Origin of the sequence: Paenibacillus oryzisoli, assembly GCF_050467285.1 — a bacterium.
Lineage (GTDB): Bacteria > Bacillota > Bacilli > Paenibacillales > NBRC-103111 > Paenibacillus_E > Paenibacillus_E oryzisoli_A.
Window position 1 is genome coordinate 761,265 of sequence record NZ_JBCMUN010000001.1, and the last position, 17,272, is coordinate 778,536.

A 17,272-nucleotide genomic window follows, 5' to 3' on the forward strand; every position below is an offset into this window, starting at 1 on the left:
TATAGCGAGTTTGGTAAAAATAGGAGAATGAGAGAAACCAATTTAGAGGTAGTTCAAAAAATTATTTCACATATTGAAAGGGGTACGCCTATGGATGCGATTTCTTCCCTATCCGAGCTGCTCGCCGATCAGAAACCTTCCTCGTACGTAGAAATTCCGGGGAATTTGGGACAGACGTTCGGGCAAGCGACGATTGCGGCAACATTGCCGATTAGCAAATTATTCTCGATTTATGAGGTAGATTTGGAAGTGCAGCGCGCGATCATTCCGCGCAACTTATCCAAACTCATCGATTACATTAACTTATACCTGGAAGAGCGTCAGCCGATTTATTTTCCAGGCATCATTTTCTCTGCGCGTGGCGCAGGCTACTACGATGAAGACCAGCAAGCGCTGCGTTTGCAGCCGATTGAAAAGCTCTATGTCGTAGACGGACAGCATCGTTTGGCCGCTTTCCAACGTATTATGGAAACGCTGCAAAGCCAAATGGCGCGCGCCAAGGACCGCAGGGAATATGACAAAATGGAAGAGATTACGGAGAAGCTCCGCCGTCTCTATGCGTTCCCGATTTCCACGATGACGTATCTGGACATCAACGCGCGTCAGGAGCGCCAATTGTTCTCCGACATTAACAAGCTGCCTCGCAAGCTTGGTGGCAACTTGGCGGTGCTGCGCGACCAACGCAGATTTTATCATGTGGCGGCGACAGAACTGGCGGCGAAGGCGCCTGCGATGCAGAAGCTGACGGTCGACATGTTCTCGGAACGCGGCAAATCGCCGGAGTACTTGTTCTCGTACCACCTGCTGATCGAAATTCTGGTGGCCTTGTTCGAAGGCCGGATGAAATCGGCGGCGCGCAACAACAACTACACCTATGAGGAGAAGGATTTGCAGGAACTGGTGACGCTGGCCGGGCAATATTTCAACGGCTTGCTGAACTACCTGCCTGCTCCGTCCAAAGGTGAAATCGTCTGGTCGGAAAATATCCAGATCGCACTGGCGCTCTTCATGCACGGAGAAGCGACGCTGACCGGCAGCTTCAATCGCTATGCGATGGAGCATATTTTGAAAATTTTACCGCATGTCAATTGGAATGCGATTTACGCCGGTGAAGAGAAAGACCGTTTGCCTCGCCGGACGCGGATCGTGAAAGCTTTTAACCATATCAAATCCTTCTATCAGGATCAGAACGCGTTCCTGATCGGGGACAGCGACAGCTATAAAGAGAAGGAGGACGTAGGCTAATGGAAGGATTGCGCCTGAAAATGACGATTTATCCTTTTTGCGAAAAGTTCGGTCTTGCGACCGTCGCTTTGCGCGTTCAGGATTTGCTTAACTATACGATGATCGATCCGATGGTGCAGCGGAAGCTGAGCAATATGCAGCGTCGTAAAATCTCCACATACCTGCAGGAGCGCGAGCTTGATCACGTCTTCTTCGGTCCGGTTACGCTGTCGCTGCGCGAAGTGAACCAACTGTCCAAAGGCGCGAATGAGTTTCTGCTCAGACACGGCTCGAAGCTTTCCATTTTGGATGGACAGCACCGGATCTTGGCGCTTGGCTATGTGAACGACCAGATGCAAAAAGAAGTGCGCCGTTACGAGAAGAAGCTGGCGATGCTCAAAATCAAACAGCGCAAAATGCCGGACGATGCGGACGTGAAGCAGGAAGTGGAAGAAACTGAGGGCACGATCAATCAGCTCGAAGGCCGCCGTCTTGACTTGATGGAAACGCAGCTGGCGGTGCAAATCTATATCGGTCTCACCGAGGACGAAGAGCAGCAGCTGTTCGGCGACATCAACTCGAAGGTGCAGCTCGTGAGCAAAGAGCTCGGCCACTCTTTCGACTCGATCGATCCGCTTAACCTTGTCATTCAGCAAGTCGTTGATCATAACGTCTATCTGAAAGCGGCCGGTGTTGAGCGCAGAAGTAATTTGACTTCGTTCAACAAAAACTTTACATGCTTCAGCTGGCTGTATGCGACGGCGACGATGCTCTTCTCGGGCAGAATGCAACCGTCTTACGAGCTGCAGCGCAAAATTCGTCACGATCCATCGACATATGTGGAGATTTTGCACCAGTTCTTCAATACGATCCTGCCGATGATGCCGGAACAGCCGGGCCTTGCGCAGTATACGTCGGCGAACCGTGTGATTCAGGAAAGCATCGCGCTCTATGCAAGCCGCTTCCTGTTCCCGGACGGCGAGTACAACGAGGAGTGGACGAAGTGCCTCCAAATGCTAGACGGCTTCGACTGGTCGCATGACAACGAGGAACTGATCTACATTTTCGGCGCGCTCGATAACGGCAAGATTAACCTGATTCATGAGAAGTCGCTCAAAAAGCATGTCAAGCTCGTCCAGTTCTTCCTGGAAGGCACGGATGCGGCGGAGAGCGGCGAGGAAGTCAGCACCGCTTAAATGTTAGGACAAAGAACCTTCAGCAACTGCTCAGGCAGGGGCTTGAAGGTTCTTTGTACATGTCAGAAAGTATTTCCTCGAAGCAGCTCCATGTCATCAGTAAACGCTACCGTCCTCGGAAGGACGGCGGAGCCGTTTATCTTTGGTTTCTAGCACGGAATCTCAAAATATACGCTTTCTACTATTCATTCGTCTATATCAAAACTAGCGAGCTAGAATAGAATATTCTATAAATATCGAAGGGAGGAATTATAGATGAATTGCTCCGTTTATGCGACTCTGGCTCGTATTGGACTTGGTACAGTGATCACGGTTCATGCAGGCACAACTCCTAACCACACGGGTAGATTTATGGGCATTGAAAATGGTAACGTTGTTATGGCTAGCGGAAACACAATCTTCTTTATCAACATTGAAAAAATTGCTGTCATCCACATTCCTTAATCATACTAACGGTCAAAGAAGGCAATGAGCGGGTGCGCTCTTGCCTTCTTTTTTTGCCGCCGGGGAGCGGGCAGGTTTCATTCCCATTTCCTTTGTCCATACTGCTAGTAGTTGAACGAATTGACTGGCGGGGGGCAGACGAGGCATGTTGGCCATTCATCAGCGCATGGCTGAATTGTGGACGTTGCGCAGAGGGCGCGAGCTGACGCAAGCGGAGCACGACGAATTGATGCTCTGCATGGAAGCGAACGCGACTTATGTGTGGAATCGATTGAAGCTGGAAAATTTATCTTTGTGCGCCTCCATGACGGCGGATTATGAGTGGCTGCACGATATCTGCGAGCGGATGGAGAAGCTCGGTCCCAAGCACTGACCTGAAGGTCGGTGCTTTTTTCTTTACTTTTCTGGAAGAGTGTGGACGAGTATAATAGAGAGGAGTTATATGAAGCTAAGGAGTTGTCACATGGCAAGCTTGTATAAGCAACAGGAACAACAGGGCTCTGCGCCTTCCGGTATCATGCTGTTCGGCGTAATGCTGGCGGCGGCGCTCTTGCTTCGTTTGTTCGTGGCTCCGATCTGGATCGGCTATGATACCGACGTCCGGACTTTTCTGGCGTGGGCTGATCGCGCTTACACCGTAGGCTTAAACGGACTGTATACGAATGCAAAAGATTATTTTCTCGATTACCCTCCGGGGTATATGTATGTGCTTTATATCGTCGGCATGCTCCATCATAAGCTTTCCATTCCTTGGGAAAGTGCAGGCTCGCTGCTCATACTGAAGCTGCCTGCCATGCTGGCGGACATTGCAACTGCGGTGGTATTGGTTCGCGTAGCGCTCAGCAAACAGGGCGGTCTGCGGACATGGACGCAGGCGCTGGGACTCGCGGCGCTGTATCTGTTTAACCCAGCCATTTGGTCGAATTCGGCGGTCTGGGGGCAGGTGGATTCGTTTTTCATGCTGTTTATTTCGGCAACCTTGCTGTTTCAACAGCGGGGCAAGCTGCAGCAAGCGTCCTTCTTTATCGCGTTGGCGCTGCTCCTCAAGCCCCAAGCGCTGCTCTTTGGCGTATTTCTGCTCATCGACGTCGCCCGCAAGCGCAATTGGATGACGTGGCTGCTGTGCGTGCTGACAGGGCTTGCGACGATGGCTGTCGTCTCGCTTCCTTTTGCCATTGGAAGAGGCTATGGCTGGTTAGTTGGCCTGTACTCCGGAACGCTGGCATCCTATCCGTACGGCTCACTGAATGCGTTTAACGTGCTGGCGCTGCTTGGTGGCAATTTTATCGATTTGAATCAAACGTTTCTACATATTCCTTATCAGTGGATCGGTCTTGTGTTGATGGTTCTCGCCATTATTTATATTTGCCTGATTTACTTGCTGGGGCATCAGCGGCGCGGCGCCGTGCTGTACCTGTCGTTCCTGTTTATTACGGCGGTCTTCATGTGCATGACGAAAATGCATGAGCGCTACCTGCATTACGGTCTTGTACTGGCCTTGCTGAGCTTTATTTATATCCGGGACAGGCGGATTCTATGGTTGTTCATCGGCTTCAGCGCGACGCATTTTATCAATATTGCGGATGTGCTGCTGCGAAGCTTCCATCAAGACTATCACATACCGAGGTATGACCCGCTTATGCTCACTGTGTCGGCGGCAAATGTGGTACTGTTTATTTATGCATGTCAGTTGGGATGGAGGCTTTTTGTGAAATCAGATCAAGATCGGCAGGAGGAGCAGTATGCGACCGCATCGGCGGAGCAGGCGGCTTCGTTAGAGGATATTTCGCAGGAGGGGCAGCACGCATCGAACGAAACGGAGTCAGGTCCTGTTTCTTTCCGGGAAACGAAGCTGTGGAAGTCTATTTTTCAAGGTGAGGAGGGGAGTATAGACAGCGGTGAGCACGGTCGCGGACGGTGGTTCACTCGCAAAGATTGGCTTTATCTTGGCGCACTGGTCGTTGTCTACACGATCATCGCGCTGTTCCACCTTGGCGGGCATACGGATCCCAAAACGTTCTGGAAGCCGGCAATGAGCGGAGAGGCCGCGGTTGTGGACCTGGGCAGCTCGCATCAGATTACGCGTATCAATAGTTTTGCAGGTGTGGGGGAAGGAGCGTACTCCTACTGGTTCTCACAGGACGGTGAGAATTGGCAAGATCAGATCGCCGTAAAGTCCGACCATACGCAAGTGCTCACGTGGCACGCGGAGGAGCCGAAGAAAGAGGCACGCTATATCAAAGTGGTGTTCGACACGCAGGAATCGGCGGCGCTGCATCTGCATGAGATCGGCATTTTCGGGGAGGGGCAGACGACACCGCTGCACATTCAGCAGGTCAAAGACTTGAATGTCAACCCGGCTGACGAAGGAGCGCCCGCGAGTCTGTTCGACGAGCCGCAGGATGTGCCTTATAGCCCGACCTATATGAACGGCACGTATTTCGATGAAATTTATCATGCGCGAACAGCCTGGGAGCATTTGCATAAAATCGAGCCCTATGAGAGCACGCATCCGCCTCTAGGCAAAATTCTAATCTCCATCGGCATCTATCTCTTCGGGCTCAACCCGTTCGGCTGGCGCATTGTCGGCACGCTGTTCGGCGTCGGCATGATCCCGATTATGTATGTGTTCGCCAAACGGCTGTTTGGCCGACCGGAATACGCACTCATTGCCGCTTTTTTATTTACGTTCGATTTCATGCATTTCGCTCAGACGCGGATTGCAACGATCGATGTGTACGGCGTTTTCTTCATCATGCTCATGTTTTTCTTCATGTATCGCTACACGACGCGAAGTTTCTATCGTCACCGGCTATGGGCGACGTTGATTCCGCTAGGGCTGTCCGGGCTGTTCTTCGGTATCGGCGCGGCTTCCAAGTGGATAGTCATCTATGGCGGCGCGGGGCTGGCCGTATTGCTTGCGATTTCGTTATGGGAGCGATACATGGAGTATCGGTTTGCGAAAAAGCTGCTGAGGCGAGCGGATAGCGAAGAAGCGCTAGCTTACGAGACGCCCGAAGCGGAAGCAATGGTGCTGGAGGAACGTCTTACTCCGGAAGAAAGCATGCAGTTGCAGCATGTGAAGCGGCGTTTTGTGCCTGGGACCATTTGGACCTTGCTCTGGTGCGTGCTGACCTTTGTGCTGATCCCTGTGACCATCTACACCTTGTCGTACATCCCGTTCATGATGGTGCCGGGCCCCGGCCATGGACTGAAGGATGTCGTGACGTACCAGGTACATATGTATAAGTATCATAAGGATCTCGTCGCTACGCATCCGTTCTCCTCACCTTGGTGGGAGTGGCCGATGATGCTGCGGCCGATCTGGTATTATCAGGCGAAATTCATGCCTGCGGGCACGCTGTCGAGCATCGTGTCGTTCGGTAATCCGCTCGTGTGGTGGCCTGGTTTTATCGCTGTTCTGTTCTCGCTGTATATGGTGTTCATCAATAACGATAAGCGGCTGCGCCTGCTGTTGATCGCCTACGGCTCGCAATACTTGCCGTGGATCCTGGTGCCGAGACTCACGTTTATTTATCACTATTTTGCGATGGTTCCTTTCCTGGTCCTCATCCTTACGCTCTACATCAAGCAGTTTCTGGAGCAAGGTCCGCCGAAGCGGCGGCAATGGGTGCTCGTTTATCTGGGCGGCGTGCTGCTGCTGTTCTTCCTGTTCTATCCGATTCTGTCCGGCATGATCATTCCGGCGAAATATTCGTTCTTCCTGCGCTGGCTGCCGGGTTGGAATTTCTTCTAAATATGAAAATGGAGCGTGAACGTTCATGGCTAAAATCGTCATTATTTCCGGCAGTCCGACCCCGACTTCAAGAATTCACGGTGTGATTGAGATTGCTCGCAGCGCCTTCGTACAGGCTGGACTGGAAGTCGATTGGATTAAAGTGCGAGACATTCCTGCTGAAGATCTCATGTACGCGAACTTTGGCAGCGAAGCGATCGTGAACGCGAACAGCATCGTGGCAAGCGCAGATGCGGTGCTAGTGGCAACGCCTGTGTATAAAGCGTCTTACACCGGCGTACTCAAAGCGTTCCTGGACCTGCTCCCGCAAAAAGGGCTCGAACGCAAAGTCGTACTCCCGATCGCGGTCGGCGGCACGCAGTCACATCTGCTGGCGATTGATTATGCACTAAAGCCGGTGCTGTCCGCGCTTGGTGCGCAAAATATTTTACAAGGCGTCTTCGTGCTCGATAAGCAGGTCACGTGGGGCGAAGGCGGGCAAGCGATTCTCGATGAGGAAATTACGGAGCGGTTGGATAAGGCTGTGCAGGATTTTATTCAGGAAGTGAAGTGGCATACGAGCCGCTCGTAGTTGACTAAGACCGCTTCCAGCACATCGTGCTGGAAGCGGTTTTCTTTTTTTGCCAGGCGTGAGGTTGGCGGGATTTGTTAATGCCGGGTTGGAAGCGGCGTGATATACTAGGATCAGTATGTTTGCGTTGAAATAAGTTGTTGAACGAAGGGAGCAATTCGTTTGTCTGAAAATAAGTCTGAATCTTTGCTGCTCGTGGACGGGATGGCGCTGCTGTTCCGCGGTTTCTATGCCACTTCCTCTGGCGGATACATAATGAGAACAAGTGATGGCACACCGGTGAACGGTGTGTATGGTTTCCTTCGCTACATGCTGGATGCGATCCAGACCTTTAAGCCCACGCACGTGGCGTGCTGCTGGGATATGGGAAGCCGGACGTTTCGTACCGAGAAGTTCGAAAACTACAAAGCCAACCGGGGGCCGGCACCGGAAGAACTGATTCCGCAGTTCGATCTGGTCAAAGAAGTGACGGCCAGCTTTAACATCCCGAATGTCGGGGTCAGCGGATATGAGGCGGACGATTGCATCGGGACGCTCGCTACGCACTACAGCGCGTCGATGAAGGTACAGATTTTGACCGGCGATCACGACATGCTGCAGTTGGTGAATGAGAACACGGAAGTCATTATTATGAAAAAAGGCCACTCCAACTACATGGTCTATAACCTCGACTCGCTCATGGAGGAAAAGAGCTTGACGCCGCCGCAGATCATCGATCTGAAGGGGCTGACGGGCGATACGGCGGACAATTATCCGGGCGTTAAGGGGATTGGCGAGAAGACGGCGGTCAAGCTGCTGAACGAGTACCAGACGATTGATGGGATTCTGGAGAACCTGGCACAATTGCCCAAAGGCGTACGCGCCAAAATCGAAGCGGAGCTGGAGATGCTGCATCTCTCCCGCGATCTCGCAACGATACGTCTGGATGCGCCGGTCGCTTGCGCGCTGGAGGATTGCAACTGGGCGATGGAGCGGGAGAAAGTGATCAGCAAATTCGAGGAATTGGAATTTAAGGGACTTATGAAATTAATCGGCTAAATAAATGAGCAAGATCCTGAGAGGGGTCTTGTTTTTCTTATTCCTCGAATGACGATCGAGATTCTAAAGATTTTATCCATTTATCTAGGGAAGTTAGCTGTCCGGTCAGGGGAAAACGGCTAGAATAGGGGCATCGGGCCGCCTAAGCCAACGCTCTAATCATCTACAGGAACCGCTGATAAAGCGGTCGCCAAGTTTCGTTCGGACACCGTGCAAGTTGGCTCAGGGAGGCTATTCTGCCGCATGAAGCATCGATCGATTATCAATTATATTAATCAGCATTTTAAGGTCAAGCTTATCCTAAGTTTGTCCGTCATCATTATCCTTTGTTCCCTTGTAACCGGTTACGTCTCATACAGGATAAACCTTAATCTATTCGAAAGCGAAATCAGTCGGCAATATGTTCAGACGAGCGAGCAGACGATGGAGCAGATCGGGTTTAAAATTCAAGATATATACCGAATAACCGACTTTGTTTTCTTTCATCCGATGGTGGAGGAAATTGTAAAGGGGATGAATGCGGTTCCCAAAGACGGAGAAAGCGAGGCTTACCGCAACTTCATGTTGGAGCGCGACTTGGCCAGCATCCTGCTTCCCCTCAAAAATGAAACGCCGCAGATCCGCGCCCTGTACATCGTCGATCAGCAGGGGAACAATGTTTATTTTAGTCAGGCAGCCGCATCCATTCAGATCAAATTTCCCGACTTCTATACGCAGATTAAGGGCGGTATGAATCCATCGTCCGCGGAAATCGTCTGGCAGCGAACGCTCATTCCCGATACATCGGAACCGTCGGGATTCAAAAGTACGATTGTCGCGGCGCGTGTGCTGAAATCGACGAAGCAACAGACGGAGTACGGCATGATCATACTGATCTTGGATGAGTCCTTCTTCAGCAACTCCTTGGAACCGCTTTTGGCAGGAAGAACGACGGGGGCCTACTTGTATGACCAGCATGGGAAGCTGCTGTACAGCAAGGAAGCGGCCAATGCGCAGGGCTACGAGCCCCAAATGCTGAAAGCTGGCATGGACGGGCGATTAATTCGTCATATTGGCAATACCGATTACTTGTTTGTCAAAAGCGTGTACGAGCCGCGCTCATTCACGCTGACCAGCGGCATATCGCTGGCAGATCTTAAAGCCAAGGGCCGCAGTGTATATCAACTGGCGCTTATCTCCGGGCTTGTCAGCGTTGCCCTAATGGCCATCAGCGTATCGTTCTTTAGCGGCAAGATGCTCCGGCCTCTACACCAGTTAGTACGTGCGATGCAGCGGGTAAGAGAAGGGAATTTCCGCGAATCCATCCCCAAGACATCTAAGGACGAATTCGCTTTTCTGGCGGACAGCTTCAACAAGATGGTTGCAGATATTCAAGCGCTCATTCAAGAAGTCTATGTCAGCAAGCTAAGCGAGAAGGAAGCGGAACTAAAAGCGCTGCAGGCGCAGCTCAATCCTCACTTTTTGCATAATGCCTTAAATACCATATATTGGAAAATAATATTGTTATATGAAGATGCCGAGACGGCCTCGTTGGTCTCCAGTTTGTCAGAGTTGTTGAAATACTCCCTTGGCACGATCTCCGCCCCCAGTACGCTAAGGGAAGAACTTAAGCAAATCCGAAACTATATGACGATTCAAGAAGCGCGCTACGGAGAGGAATTAACGGTCTGCCTCGAAGTTGAAGAGGCTATTCTGGAGGGAAGCATGCAGCGGCTGCTGCTGCAGCCCTTGGTGGAGAACGTGTTTGTTCATGCTTTTGCGAATCAGTCAGAAGACAAGCGTTTGTCAATCCGGGCTAGCCGCGTAGATAGCGAACTTCGCATTGAAATCGAGGATAACGGCTGCGGAATGCCAGACAGAGTAATCGCACAGCTGCATGATGACCGCAGTATACAGGACGACCGCAAAGAGCGGGAAAGCATCGGCATTCGCAATGTGATGAGACGTATTCACCTTGTTCATGGGAAGCCGTACGGTATGGACATTCGACAGTTGGAACAGGGAACACGGATTGTACTTAGACTGCCGTTCGAGCTCGAGCCGCCCAAGGAAGGAGAGACACAGCATGCGCATCATGTTGGTTGAGGATGAGCCTTTATTCCGGAAAGGGCTCGCCAAAATGATAGCAGGATCAGGAACAAGATGGACCGTCTGCGGAGAAGCGGAGAACGGTCAGGTGGCGGAGCTGATGATTCAGGAACTGCGGCCGGATCTCGTGATGACGGATATTCGCATGCCTGCGATGGACGGACTCCAGCTGCTTAAACAAACGAAAGCTCATTTTCCTTCAACCGAGTTTATTGTGGTTACGGGGTATCAGGATTTTCATTATGCCCAGACTGCGCTGCGCAGCGGTGCACTGGATTTGCTCGTTAAGCCCTGCAGCATGCAAGATATTTTTGATGTTCTGCACAAAGTGGAGGTTCTGCTTGCGGAGCGAGAGGCTGTCGCCCGTCAAGCGGCGAGTGACAAGCAATTGCTCTTGGAAAATACGCTTCGAGCCGTTATGCTGCGCTTTCCCTACGCATTGGGCATGCTGGAAGAGCTGAAGGGCATGCCCGATTCGTACCGGTTGCTGATGATCCAGATCATGGATTTTTTCCCGGTTCATCGCGCCTACCGAAAGCAGGATGTTTCTTTGCTGCAATTCTCAGCACTGAACATTATAGGGGAAATGATGGACATTTATGGCGTCACGGGAACCTTGCTGGGCATAGAGTCAGGACGATTCGCTCTCTTGTTCGATGCGGCTGCTAAAGAGGAGCCTTTCGTAGAGGCTTCTTGCCGAACCGTGCAGCAATTGCTCGGTTTGCCGATGGGCGCGGCATGTTCCGGCCTTGTTGGAGAGTGGACACAACTGCCGGATGTCTATGAGTCGTTACTGGAGAAGTTGAAAGCGTCAATTCCAGTAGATAAGGCGAATGGACAGGAAGCGGCTATGGCGATTAATCGGGCCAGACAGCAACTGATTAGTGCTCAACTGGCCGCATTTTTTTCTTCCGGGCAAATTGACGCCATGAAATCGTATTTGGAACAGCATGCATTAGAAATTAGCGGCATTAACGAGGAAGCTTGGCGGATCGAAGCCCTATCGTTTAGCTTTGCGCTGCAGGATACGATGCGCAAGCAATTTGGTCAGGAGTCGGACTCGCTTTCCTTGACGGATCGGATTAGCAAGCTGCACGATTGTCATGGAAAGGATGAAGCGGGGGCATGGATGAAGGAAGAACTGGAGCGGTTTTGGACCGCTTTTCAAGCGTGGCAGAACAGACATAGTGCCGGCGCCATTTCTCGAGCTGTTCGCTATATGCAGGAGCGATATACCGAATCGCTGTCGCTGCAGCAGGTAGCCGCTCAGGTGCATTTGAACGCAACCTATTTTAGCCATGTCTTCAAGAAAGAGACCGGCTTCAGCTTCGTTCAGTATCTCCTTGAGATGCGCATGGAGAAGGCGAAGCAATTGCTCGCGAACACCGATATGAACATTACAGAAATCTCAGGTGCAATTGGGTATGATCTGCCCAATTACTTTGCCAAATTGTTCAGACAGTGTACAGGGCTCTCCCCAAAGGAGTTCCGGAAACAAAATCAGATATGACTGAGGGGAACAAGTCTTCAGGAAAAGAGGCGTCTGGATGATTAAAGGATGCAGATACGCAGCGTTACTTGTGCTGCTTGCTCTGGCAAGTGCTGGATGCGCGACGGGCGATGGCCAGTTGCCAGTGCCTTCCCAAGGCGCGGCCAAGCGGGGGAGCATTACCGTAAGCATTTATGACCGTGGTATTACCCCAGCCAGTGAAGGGACCATCGATAACAACATCATGACGAGATGGATCAACGAGGCCGGTCCCGTCGAAGTCAAATTTATTCCGGTGTCACGCACCCAATCGGAACAGGGGCTCAACACCCTATTTGCTGCTGAGAAAGCGCCGGATTTGATTTTGGAATATGCGCCGCAAGTCAAAAATACACTGATTGACCGAAAGCTGATTCAGCCGATAGAGGGAATGATTGAAGCTTATAGTACCGAATACAAAGAGCTGCTAAGTAAATATCCGATTTTGAAAAGAGTAGGAACCGGCGCCGACGGTCAGTTATACCAGTTTGGCCGTATTAACGAGACGATTCCGCAGCGCGGCGTCTTTATTCGGAAGGACTGGCTTCAAAAACTCGGGTTGAATTTACCGAAGACGACGGATGAGTTGTATCTCGTAGCTAAAGCGTTCGCTGAACGGGATCCGGACGGGAACGGCAAGAAGGATACATACGGCATCGCGATGTCCTACAATTCCGGAGCCATTCTGGATGAGATGTTTGGTGTGACTTACCCTGATTATGTCGTCAAGAATGGTGAACTTGTTCACGGATGGGATCATATTGAGGCAGTCACGGCTTTCAAGAAAAGGCTGTACGAGGAAGGAATTGTGGACAGAAGCTACTTTACCGACAAGACGGGGTCGAGGGCGAAGCAGGATTTCCTGAATGGCAAGACCGGTATCTTCATGGAACAGTTTAACGTTCCCGTCACATTCTTAACCGATTTTTACATGCCCTTGTTAAAGAATGTACCGGAAGCGGATCTCGCCATCATGCCGTATCCGGAGACGCCGGTCGGACGATTCAACCCCATTTTTGTGAATCCGGTTCAAATGACGGGGGTTGTGAATGCCAAGGCCAAAGATCCGGAGGCCATCATGAAGTATGTCGACTTCGCTTCCTCGGAACGATTTATGAAAACAATGTACTACGGCTTTGAAGGCATCCATAGCAAATCGGAAGTTGGCGTCTGTCCGCAAGTAACGGATCTGATGAAATGGAGAACAGAATTCAACTATGCCTCTGGCGACTTTGCGATGCTAGCTTCGCCAATCCTTGCAGGCAACTGTTATTATGGTACGAGGAAATTAAGCAATGACGATCCGCTGCAGAGGCGCGTCAAGGAGATGTTCGAACGAAACTCTCTGAATGTAGATTTCAATTTGCAGACAGCCGGTCCGACGCATTCGGAGCAGATGCCCCAACCGCCGAAGGAACTTCAACAGATCCTCACGGATATGACGAAACACGTTGGCTCGATGGAAGGGGACATCTGGATAAAGGCTGTCCTAACGCCGGGATACTCACCGATGCAGGCTAGGCAGGATGCAGTTGCTGCATGGGAGTCGGCTGGAGGTAAAAAAGTGGATGATTGGTACCGGAAGTTCTATGCCACTGATAAGTCGAAAATCATCCTGACAGAGGATATTTACCACATCTTCCAGGAACAACGTGCTACGCAGAACGCGAATTAATTCAGAAGGAGAAAGCCCCCAAGTTCGGGGCTTTTTTTGTTTGTATCGAAGAATGTCCGACTTCCAAAAATCGTATCCATTTCTCCAAAGTTCTTAGATGTTCGTTCTGGCAGAAAAACGTAAACTAAGATCAAGCAACAAGAACAAGAGGTGAATGCGATGGGAGCAAGGCAATCAAGCTGGAAGCAGGGGCTACGCTATGTAAATCGGAACAAATATTTATACATACTGTTAGCCCCGTGCGTCCTCTATTTTTTAATTTTCAACTATGTTCCAATGTACGGCATCCTGATGGCTTTTAAGGATTTTAATTTCTCTAAGGGCATTCTGGGCAGCCCCTGGGTGGGATGGGACAACTTCCGGTACATGTTCGGACTCAGCGATTTTTACAATGTGTTCTGGAATTCGCTCTACTTAAGCTTCTTGCGGCTCGTCTTCGGGTTCCCGTTTCCGATCTTGCTGGCGCTGTTTCTGAATGAGATTCGGAGCCTCGCTTATCAAAGAGCGGCCCAAACACTGATCTATCTGCCTCATTTCATCTCATGGGTCGTTATAGGCGGCATTCTTGTCAATTTCCTTTCACCGACATGGGGAATCGTCAATATGGTCTTGGCGAAGCTGGGAGTGGAGCCTATCTTCTTCCTGGCAGATGAAAATTATTTCCGGCCCATTGTTGTCCTAAGCAACATCTGGAAAGAGTCCGGCTGGGGAAGCATTATTTATCTGGCCACGATTGCAGGCATTAACTCGGAACTGTACGAGGCCGCCAGTATCGATGGCGCGAATCGCAGACAGAAGCTGTGGTCGATTACATTACCGGGCATTAAATCGACGATCATCGTACTGTTCATCCTGCGGCTCGGTCAAATGATGGGCAACGGATTTGAACAAATTTTTGTCCTGCAAAATCCGATGAATCTGGGCGTTTCCGAAGTGTTTGAAACTTATGCGTATCGCGTCGGCATTCTTGGCGGCAGGTTTTCTTTCGGCACCACAGTTGGGCTATTTACATCTGTAATCGGTTTGATTTTCCTGCTAATCGGCAACAAAATCGCCAAACTGATGAAAGAAGACGGTATTTGGTAAAAGAGGCTGATGCCAGGCATGTTGGCAGTCTGCAGGGATCCGCCAGAAAGGGGTAATTGCATTGAAAATCAGATCGATCGGAGACAAGCTGTTTGACGGAATCAACTATACATTCATTACCTTGTTTTCCCTAGCTTGCTTGTTTCCTTTTTTTTACGTCGCTTCCTTATCGGTCATGCCGTATTCGGAGTACCTAGAGAATCCGCTGAAATTGATTCCGAGCCATCCGGAATTCGGCGCATATAAGCAAATTCTCCAAATGCCGCTCATGTGGTCAGGGTACAAAAATACTCTCCTCATCACTGTCATTGGCGTGGCATTGAATATTGCCTTGCTGCTCATATCAGCGTACCCTCTGTCCAAGAGAGATCTTAAGGGCCGCAATACCGTGTTAATGTTTATCACCTTCACGATGTTTTTTAACGGTGGACTTATTCCAAACTTCTTCCTTGTCAAAACGTTGCATCTATACAACACGTTGTGGAGTATGATTTTACCGGGTGTGCTAGGTGCCTATAACCTGATTCTGATGAAAAATTTCATCGCTGAAATTCCCACGAGCCTGGAGGAATCGGCCAAGATTGATGGAGCCAATGAAATTACGATTCTAGCTAGAATTATCGTGCCGCTCTCCAAGCCGGCGATCGCTACTTTCGTTATTTTTCATGCCGTAACCCAATGGAACACGTTCTTCTCCGCTATCATCTATACGTCCAAAAGGGACTTATGGCCGCTCATGCTCATATTGCGTGACATGGTGGTCGACGATGGCGGCATCGCGAAGGACATCATGGATACAGGATCCGGTGTCACCGTATTTACCATTAAGATGGCGATCATCATCTTCGCCACGCTGCCGATCATTACCGTCTATCCGTTTCTGCAGCGGTTTTTCATGAAAGGCTTATTAGTCGGTTCGATTAAAGGCTGACTACGATTCACTCGTTTACCTCTGCCTACTCGGGCAGTTGTAATACATCATTCAAAGGGGAGTGCTAATATGAAGAAAAAGATGGCTCGACGTGCGGCAATGACAGCAGTAACGCTCACATTGATCGTCCCTCTTGCAACAGCTTGTGGAGACGGGAATTCGGGGAATGCATCCGGTTCTTCTTCATCGCCAAATGCGAGTTCCGGGACTGGCACAGGGGCAACGTCAAAACCGGCGGCGCCTGTTACGATTAAAATGTTTAACCGAGTTAATGCAGGCATCGTTCTGGAGAACAATCCGATTGTGACAGAAGCGGAGAAGTTGGCGAATGTCAAACTTTCCATCGAAGCGCCTCCGATCAACAACTATGTGGATAAGCTGCAGGTTTTAATGGCTTCCGGCGATCTGCCCGATCTTGTCTATAACTGGGGCGGCGCCGACACCAATATGGAAACGTGGGCGAAGAATGGCCTGCTCACGCCGCTTGATGACCAAATTGCCAAATATCCGAATCTGATGAAAAACATTACGAAGGAAATGTGGGACGGCGTCAAGTCGGTGAACGATGGCAAGACGTATATGATCCCGCGACCGAATGTCGTCAATCACTGGGGCTACCTGATTAATCAGCAATGGCTGGATAAGCTTCAATTAAAAGCACCGACAACACTAGAGGAGTTCACGAACGTTTGCAAGGCGTTTGCGAAGAATGACCCCGACGGCAACGGCAAAGCCGATACGTATTGTGTCAGCTTCTCGAATCCGACGCTTGGCAACAATTCCATCTGGAACGCCTCGAACTTCCTTGCTTCCGCATTCAGTCTTCCAATTGTAAACGGGGCCAAGGATAAGGATGGCACGTATAAAATTCGCGAGAAAATGTCCGGATACATTCCTTATCTGACGTATCTGAAACAATTGAACGATGAAAAATTGATCGATCCTGAGTTTCTGATCAACAAAATCTATGTTGACCAAGAGAAGCAGAATCAAGGCAAAGTCGGGATCATTTACGGGCACCAGTATGCGGTTATGGCCAATTTGTCCAAAGATAAGGAGTCGGATAAAAAGTTAACGTACCACGCTGTTCTTAAGGATAGCCAAGGTGTGGCGTCCGACTGGGTCGTACCTGCAACGTGGGGAGGCTGGATGATTCCCAAGTCCACCAAAAATGTAGACGCGGTTCTGAAGTTCCTGGATTGGGGCAACACAACCGAAGCGAATACCTTGTTCCAAATCGGCGTAAAAGGTCAGACATACGATAGTTATGATGCGGCGACGAAGAAAATCGTCCGTACGGCGGATCAATCGGCTAAGCTGGCAACACTTACGAGCACGTACATGACGATCGCCAACGCGATCGACGGAAGTGCGGCTACCATTGAAGGAGCGGATACAGAAGAGCGGCTCGCCAAGTACAAGACGCAAACCGATGATGCGCTCAAACAAATGAAAGTGATCAATATTCCAGCCGTGCGGGCACCGAAAATTTTGAACCTGAACAACGCGATTCCGGATCTCGTGAAGAAGAAGGACGATCAGGAGATGAAATACATGACGGGTGCGATTTCGCTGCAGCAGTTCCAAGACTTCCTTGATAAAGAATGGTATCCGGCAACGGCTGATGCTGAGAAGGAATACGTTGACTACATGAATAAAGTAGGAAAATAATCACATCCTCCCTTCCCGATTCGTTCGGGGAGGGAGTGCATGTTATTTTCTACAAGTGGATTG

General features: G+C 50.3%; 13 protein-coding genes. All 13 read left to right on the forward strand.

Annotated features, from left to right (window positions below; genetic code table 11):
* Positions 1-90 precede the first annotated feature (90 nt).
* Positions 91-1,245, forward strand: a complete 1,155-nt coding sequence (locus ABE504_RS03070; RefSeq protein ID WP_430084294.1) for a DNA sulfur modification protein DndB — start codon at positions 91-93, stop codon at positions 1,243-1,245.
* The gene (locus ABE504_RS03075) at positions 1,245-2,420 is read left to right on the forward strand and encodes a DNA sulfur modification protein DndB (RefSeq protein WP_430084296.1); all 1,176 of its coding nucleotides are present in this window, start codon (positions 1,245-1,247) and stop codon (positions 2,418-2,420) included. Before ABE504_RS03070 ends, ABE504_RS03075 begins: the two co-directional genes overlap by 1 nt.
* Positions 2,421-2,675: 255 nt before the next feature.
* On the forward strand, positions 2,676-2,864 hold the full coding sequence (locus ABE504_RS03080) for a hypothetical protein (RefSeq protein WP_430084299.1): 189 nt from the start codon (positions 2,676-2,678) through the stop codon (positions 2,862-2,864).
* Positions 2,865-3,009: 145 nt separating this feature from the next.
* Entirely contained in the window at positions 3,010-3,237 is a 228-nt protein-coding gene (locus tag ABE504_RS03085) for a DUF7667 family protein (protein WP_126142206.1), read from the forward strand.
* Positions 3,238-3,327: 90 nt separating this feature from the next.
* Positions 3,328-6,621, forward strand: a complete 3,294-nt coding sequence (locus tag ABE504_RS03090) for a phospholipid carrier-dependent glycosyltransferase (protein ID WP_430084302.1) — start codon at positions 3,328-3,330, stop codon at positions 6,619-6,621.
* Positions 6,622-6,646: 25 nt separating this feature from the next.
* A complete protein-coding gene (gene ssuE, locus ABE504_RS03095; RefSeq protein ID WP_430084305.1) occupies positions 6,647-7,192 on the forward strand; it encodes an NADPH-dependent FMN reductase in 546 nt (181 codons plus the stop codon).
* Between the two features lie 162 nt (positions 7,193-7,354).
* Complete coding sequence (locus ABE504_RS03100) at positions 7,355-8,230, forward strand: 5'-3' exonuclease (protein ID WP_430084308.1); 876 nt, start codon at positions 7,355-7,357, stop codon at positions 8,228-8,230.
* Positions 8,231-8,473: 243 nt separating this feature from the next.
* Positions 8,474-10,315 carry a sensor histidine kinase gene (locus ABE504_RS03105; protein WP_430084311.1) on the forward strand — a complete coding sequence of 614 codons (1,842 nt, stop codon included), beginning with the start codon at positions 8,474-8,476 and terminating at the stop codon, positions 10,313-10,315.
* On the forward strand, positions 10,296-11,828 hold the full coding sequence (locus tag ABE504_RS03110) for a response regulator transcription factor (protein ID WP_430084314.1): 1,533 nt from the start codon (positions 10,296-10,298) through the stop codon (positions 11,826-11,828). The genes ABE504_RS03105 and ABE504_RS03110 overlap by 20 nt, the downstream gene beginning before the upstream one ends.
* A gap of 37 nt (positions 11,829-11,865) precedes the next feature.
* Positions 11,866-13,521 (forward strand): extracellular solute-binding protein, encoded by a 1,656-nt coding sequence (locus ABE504_RS03115; protein WP_430084317.1) that lies wholly within the window; start codon positions 11,866-11,868, stop codon positions 13,519-13,521.
* A gap of 159 nt (positions 13,522-13,680) precedes the next feature.
* Positions 13,681-14,607 (forward strand): ABC transporter permease, encoded by a 927-nt coding sequence (locus tag ABE504_RS03120; protein WP_430084320.1) that lies wholly within the window; start codon positions 13,681-13,683, stop codon positions 14,605-14,607.
* Between the two features lie 61 nt (positions 14,608-14,668).
* Entirely contained in the window at positions 14,669-15,538 is an 870-nt protein-coding gene (locus tag ABE504_RS03125; protein WP_430084323.1) for a carbohydrate ABC transporter permease, read from the forward strand.
* Between the two features lie 69 nt (positions 15,539-15,607).
* Positions 15,608-17,209, forward strand: a complete 1,602-nt coding sequence (locus ABE504_RS03130) for an extracellular solute-binding protein (RefSeq protein WP_430084326.1) — start codon at positions 15,608-15,610, stop codon at positions 17,207-17,209.
* The last annotated feature ends 63 nt before the right edge of the window (positions 17,210-17,272 follow it).